The sequence below is a fragment of the Streptomyces sp. NPDC059256 genome (genome assembly GCF_042753785.1).
In the GTDB taxonomy this organism is placed as follows: Bacteria; Actinomycetota; Actinomycetes; order Streptomycetales; family Streptomycetaceae; genus Streptomyces.
The window spans coordinates 135,924-141,923 of record NZ_JBHYZO010000015.1 but is presented as its reverse complement, the minus strand read 5'-3'; the positions used below and the strand labels follow the sequence as shown (position 1 = coordinate 141,923).

At 63.8% G+C, this 6,000-nt stretch carries 1 pseudogene; it reads right to left on the bottom strand.

Annotated elements, in window-relative coordinates:
* Positions 1-5,888 (bottom strand): annotated as a pseudogene (locus ACFXJL_RS26270) (type I polyketide synthase); the annotation flags it as partial.
* Positions 5,889-6,000 lie beyond the last annotated feature (112 nt).

Here is a 6,000-nt window from a genome sequence, read left to right as displayed (position 1 = left end):
ACCAACGACGAAGAACACGCCGTATCCACCGTCACCGCAGGCCCCTCAAGACCAAACGTGTACGACAACCGCCCCGAGACCACCGACGCCGAGTTCCCAGTGCCGAGAAATCCTTCCACGCCTTCGGGAACCGTTTGGAGGGAAGATGCGTAGTCGTGGTACATCGCACCGGTGAACACACCGGTGCGACTCCCCTGCAGAGTTGTGGGGTCGATGCCGGCCCGTTCGAACGCCTCCCACGACGTCTCCAGCAGCAACCGCTGCTGCGGATCCATCGCCAGCGCCTCACGCGGCGAAATCCCGAAGAAGCCCGCGTCGAACTCGCCCGCCTGGTAGAGAAACCCTCCCATGCCCGTATCGCTGGAGCCGGAAGACCCTCCTTCGGACAGTAGGGCAAGATCCCAACCACGATCGGACGGGAAGTCCGAGATGGCGTCCCGACCGAGTTCGATCAGCGCCCAAAGGTCCTCGGGGGTTTCCACTCCGCCGGGGTAGCGGCAGCTCATGGCGACGATGGCGATGGGGTCGTCCGATGCGGGCAGCGCAACAGGCGCCGATGCAGCGGCCCCGGCACCCAGTAGTTCCTGGCGTAGATGCTTGGCAAGCGCCTGCGGCGTCGGGTAGTCGAAGACGAGTCCGGCCGGCAGCCGCACACCGGTCGCCGAAGCAAGACGATTTCGCAGCTCGACAGCTGTGAGCGAGTCGAAGCCGAGCTCGCGAAACGCCTGGTTCGCCTGTACGGATTCAGGCCGGCCGTGCCCGAGGACGGCAGCGGCATGTGTGATGACAAGCTTGACAAGGGTGTCGTGTTGGCGGCTCTCGGTCAGCCCGGCCAGTTCCCTGGCGAGGGTGGTGCTCGCACCGCCCGACGGCGTCACTGCGGCCCGCACCCGCTGTGTGGACACGGGGACCATACTCCGCAGAAGTACGGGGAGTGAGCCGGATCGGGCCTGGTCGCGCAGTACGGGGAGGTCCCAGCGGGCGGGGACAAGCGCTGGCTCGTCCACACCGAGGGCTCGGTCCAGAAGTGCGAGACCCTCCGAGGTCTCCAAGGGGAGAAGCCCTGAGCGACTCATCCGGTAATGGTCAGCCTCAGCCAACTCGGCGGAGAGTGTACTGGTGTGTGTCCACAGACCCCATGCGAGGGAAAGCGCCGGCAGGCCGGTGGTACGGCGGGTGGTGGCCAATGCGTCCAGGGCGGCGTTGGCAGCCGCGTAGTTGCCTTGACCTGCATTGCCGAAGGTGCCGGCCGCGGAGGAGAACAGTACGAACGCGGTGAGGTCCAGGTCCTTCGTCAGTTCATGGAGATGGAAGGCGGCATCCACCTTCGGCTTGAACACAGTGGCGACACGTTCGGAGGTCAGTGCAGAGATCACACCGTCGTCGGTGACACCAGCGGCGTGGATGACGCCGGTCAGGGGGTACTCCCCCGGTACTCGGTCGAGCAGCCGCACAAGTGCCTCACGGTCCGAGACATCGCAGGCGACCGTGTCGATGATGGCGCCCATTTCGCGCAGCTCAGCCGAGAACTCCGCCGCGCCTTCAGCGGCTGGACCGCTGCGGCTGGCCAGGACGAGGCTCCGTACCCCGACCTCGGCAACCAAATGGCGTGCAACGATTCGCCCCAACGTGCCGGAAGCCCCGGTGATGAGGACCGTTCCCCCGGTGGAAGAGAGCTGACGGTTGGAGGTCGGCAGCGTCTGCTCCACTTGCACCAGGCGTGGCACGAGCACCTGCGTCCCACGCAGTGCCATCTGCGGCTCATCCGTGGCGATCGCGATCGTCAGCTCAGTGGTGTCTTCACCATCGTCCAGATCGACGAGATCGACCAGACCGAATCGACCGGGATGTTCCAACTGGGCAGACCGCACCAGCCCCCAAACAGCCGCTTGCGCGACGTTCACTTCACCGTACGGTTCCGGGGTGGCGCTGTGGCCAGCAGCATCGCCCGCGGAAGAGGTCGGGAGGAATCCCGTCGTCACCGCACTCTGCGTCACGAGTACCAGCCGCGATGACTCGAACTCAGGCCGCAAGAGCCATTCTTGTATGAGGAGCAGGGTTGCTTGAACGGTTGCAGTGGGTGCCTGGGATCCGCATCCCGACATCATCGGCACCCTCACCGCCACCACGTCCGGAACCGGATCGAAGTCGCCAGCCAGTCCGGTCAGAGAGTCACGGAGAGGAATCCGAACGTCATTGCCCGCAGGGGAAGCCGGGTTCGGTAGGGGTACCCAGTCCACCCGGAACAGCCCGTCGCCGCTTGTGTTCCCCGTCCGGGAGAGCTGTTCTGCATCGACCGGTCGGAGGTCCAGGGATTCGACTGAGAACACCGCTGTTCCCTCGCCGTCCGCAGCAATGAGTGACAGCGCGCCCCGCCCACCTGTGCTTGCAGGTGCGATTCGCAAGCGAAGGGAAGTGGCGCCCGTGGCATGAAGTCGGACACCGCTCCACGCGAAGGGCACGAGTGGTCCATCGGTCCGCTCCTCGGGTCCGACGAAACCCACTGAATGGAGGGCGGAGTCGAAGAGGGCCGGATGGATACCGTAGCCCGCCACTGAGGTCTGCTCGGGTAGGGAGATCTCGGCAAAGAACTCCCCGTTGCGGCGCCATCCGGCATGCACCCCACGAAACACCGGCCCGTATTCCAGGCCGGCTCCGGCCAGTTGGTCGTAGAGGGCACTCACATCAACGGGCTCAGCACCTGCTGGAGGCCACTCGGCTAGATCAACAACTGGTTCCTGAAGCGCAGAATCGCTGCTTCCGTGTGTATGCGACACCGCTCCGACAGCGTGGCAAGCCCAGCGTTCGGTCGCCAAGGCATCTTCTTGCTGTGAATACAGTCGTATCGGTCGATGACCATGCTCGTCGGGTAGGCCAACCGCAACCTGTAGTCGGAGGCTGCCTGTCTCCGGAAGGACGAGCGGCGTCTGAAGAGTCAGCTCTTCGAGTCGCCCGCATCCGATCTGATCACCCGCTCTGATCGCCAACTCGACCAATGCGGTGCCGGGAAGGACCGTTGCCCCCAGAACAACGTGTTCAGCGAGCCAGGAGTGCGCGGCCATCGAAAGGCGGCCGGTGAGCAACACTCCATCGCCCTCGGCCATGGCAACGACTGCGGCAAGCAGTGGGTGCTCGGCGTGCCTAAGCCCCGCTTCAGCAAGATCACCAGCGCCAGACTGGATGTCGAGCCAGTAGCGGTCGCGTTGGAAGGGGTAGGTGGGGAGGTCGACGAGTTGGGCGCCGCGGCCGGTGTAGAAGGTGGGCCAGTCGATCGGGGTGCCGTGGACATGGAGGTGGGCGAGGGCTGTGGTGAGGGAGAGGTCTTCCGCGGTGTTCGGACGGAGGGTCGGGATGGCGATTGCCTGGTCGAGGTTGGTTTGGGTCAAGCCGCTCAACACACCCCCAGGGCCGACCTCAAGGAAGACGTTCACCCCCTGCTCGGCCAGAGCCTGGACCGCATCCGCGTAACGGACGGGTTGGCGAATGTGCTGAACCCAGTACTCAGGGTTCGATATCTCGCCTGCGGTGATCGGGCGTCCGGTGACGGTAGAGACGATCGGTAGCTTCGGCTCATGGAAGGTGACACTCTCCGCGACCGTACGGAACGCTTCCAGCATCGGATCCATCAACGGCGAATGGAAAGCGTGAGAGACGGTCAGCGCCTTCGAACGACGCTCCCCCAGCTGTTCCACGACCGTGGTGACCGCATCCTCCACCCCGGAGAGCACGATCGAAGTGGGGCTATTGACCGCCGCAATCCCGACCCGGTCCTCCAGGCCGATGAGGAGCGGAAGGACATCGGCCTCGGAGGCTTCGACCGCGACCATCACCCCACCCGACGGAAGATCCTCCATCAACCGACCACGAGCAACCACCAACCGACACGCATCCTCCAACGACACCACCCCCGCCACATAGGCGGCAGCGAACTCACCCACCGAATGACCCGCCACCACACCCGGCACCACACCCCATGACTCCAACAACCCACACAACGCCACCTCCACCACAAACAACGCAGGCTGCGTCAACCCCGTACCAGCCAACCCCGACCCATCACCCTCAAACAACACCTCCCGCAACGAACACCCCAACAACCCATCCAACCCAACACACACCGCATCAAACACATCCGCAAACACCGGGAACAACTCATACAACCCACGCCCCATACCCCACCACTGACTGCCCTGCCCCGAAAACACAAACGCCAGCGTTTGCTGCGGAACCGCCACGGCCTTCGCCACCCATGAGGTGCCTACGTCCGTTTGAGTTCCTCGCACCAGAGCTTCCAGTGCTACCCGAAGTCCTTGTGGATCCGTCGCTACAATCGCCGCGCGGTGCTCCAACGCGGCACGTGATGTTGCCGACGAGAACCCCAGGTCCACTAATGAGACGGACCCGGCGTGATCCATGTGCAAAAGTAGCTTGGCCGCTTGGTCACGGACTGCGGTGTCCGTCTTCCCTGAAATCAAGATGGGAGTCGGGCGACCATCCCGCTGCCCAGGAGCTTCCCCTTCGGTCCGCACCTGAGGTTCTGGACTGGGTACTTCTTCGATGACTGCATGGGCGTTGGTGCCGCTGAAGCCGAAGGACGAGATCGCTGCTCGGCGGGGCCTGGCTGGATCCTCGGCCCACTCCACCGGCTCGGTGGCCAGCTCCACCGCACCAGCCGACCAGTCGATATGCGGTGACGGCTCATCCACATGCAACGTACGCGGCACCACACCATGCCGCATCGCCATCACCATCTTGATCACACCGGCTACACCCGCAGCCGCCTGCGTATGACCGATGTTCGACTTCAACGAGCCGAGAAGCAGTGGGCGATCCGCCGGGCGGTCCTGACCATAGGTCGCCAGCAACGCCTGCGCCTCAATCGGATCACCCAACGACGTACCCGTACCATGCGCCTCCACCACATCCACATCAGCCGAGCTCAGGCGGGCGTTCGCCAACGCTTGGCGAATCACCCGCTGCTGCGCAGGACCATTCGGCGCAGTAAGACCATTCGACGCACCATCCTGATTCACCGCCGAACCCCGCACCACTGCGAGTACCGGATGCCCGAGCCGACGAGCATCCGACAACCGCTCCACCAGAAGCATTCCAACGCCCTCAGCCCAACCCGTACCATCCGCAGCCGCAGCAAACGCCTTGCACCGACCATCAACAGCCAACCCACGCTGACGACTGAAGTCCACAAAGGCGGTTGGGGTGGACATGACGGTGACTCCACCGGCCAGGGCCAAATCGCATTCGCCCTGCCGCAGTGCCTGAACTGCAAGATGCAACGCCACCAACGACGAAGAACACGCCGTATCCACCGTCACCGCAGGCCCCTCAAGGCCAAAGGAATAGGCGATCCGGCCCGAAATAACACTGGCCGCGCTGCCGGTGCCGATATAGCCCTCGACGTCCTCCACCGCTTGTTGCAGCACCGACGAGTGATCGTGATACATCACTCCGGCGAATACTCCGGTTCGGCTTCCCCTGAGGGATGTGTGGTCGATTCCTGCTCGCTCAATGGTCTCCCAGGTGGTCTCCAAGAGCAGACGCTGCTGGGGGTCCATGGTCTGTGCTTCGCGGGGCGATATCTCAAAGAGGCCCGCATCAAACCGGTCGATCGCTCCGAGGAAACCGCCCTCCCGAACATGGCTGGTTCCCCGATTGTCCGGGTCCGAGTCGAAGAGCGCTTCCAGGTCCCAGCCTCGATCCAGCGGAAAGCCGCCGATTGCGTCATGGCCGTCGGAAACCAAGCGCCAGAGGTCTTCAGGTGAGCTGACCCCACCGGGATACCGGCAGCCCATCGCAACGATCGCGATCGGCTCATGCTGGGCAGCATCGATTTCCTGGAGCCGCTCGCGAGCTTCGTGGAGGTCTGTGGAAACCCGCTTGAGGAAGTAGCGCAGCTTCTCTTCATTACTCTTTGCCTGAAGTTCAGTCACCTGGGATCACCTTTTACAGAGGAGCCTTTTGGGCCCGGAGGTCAGCAAATGG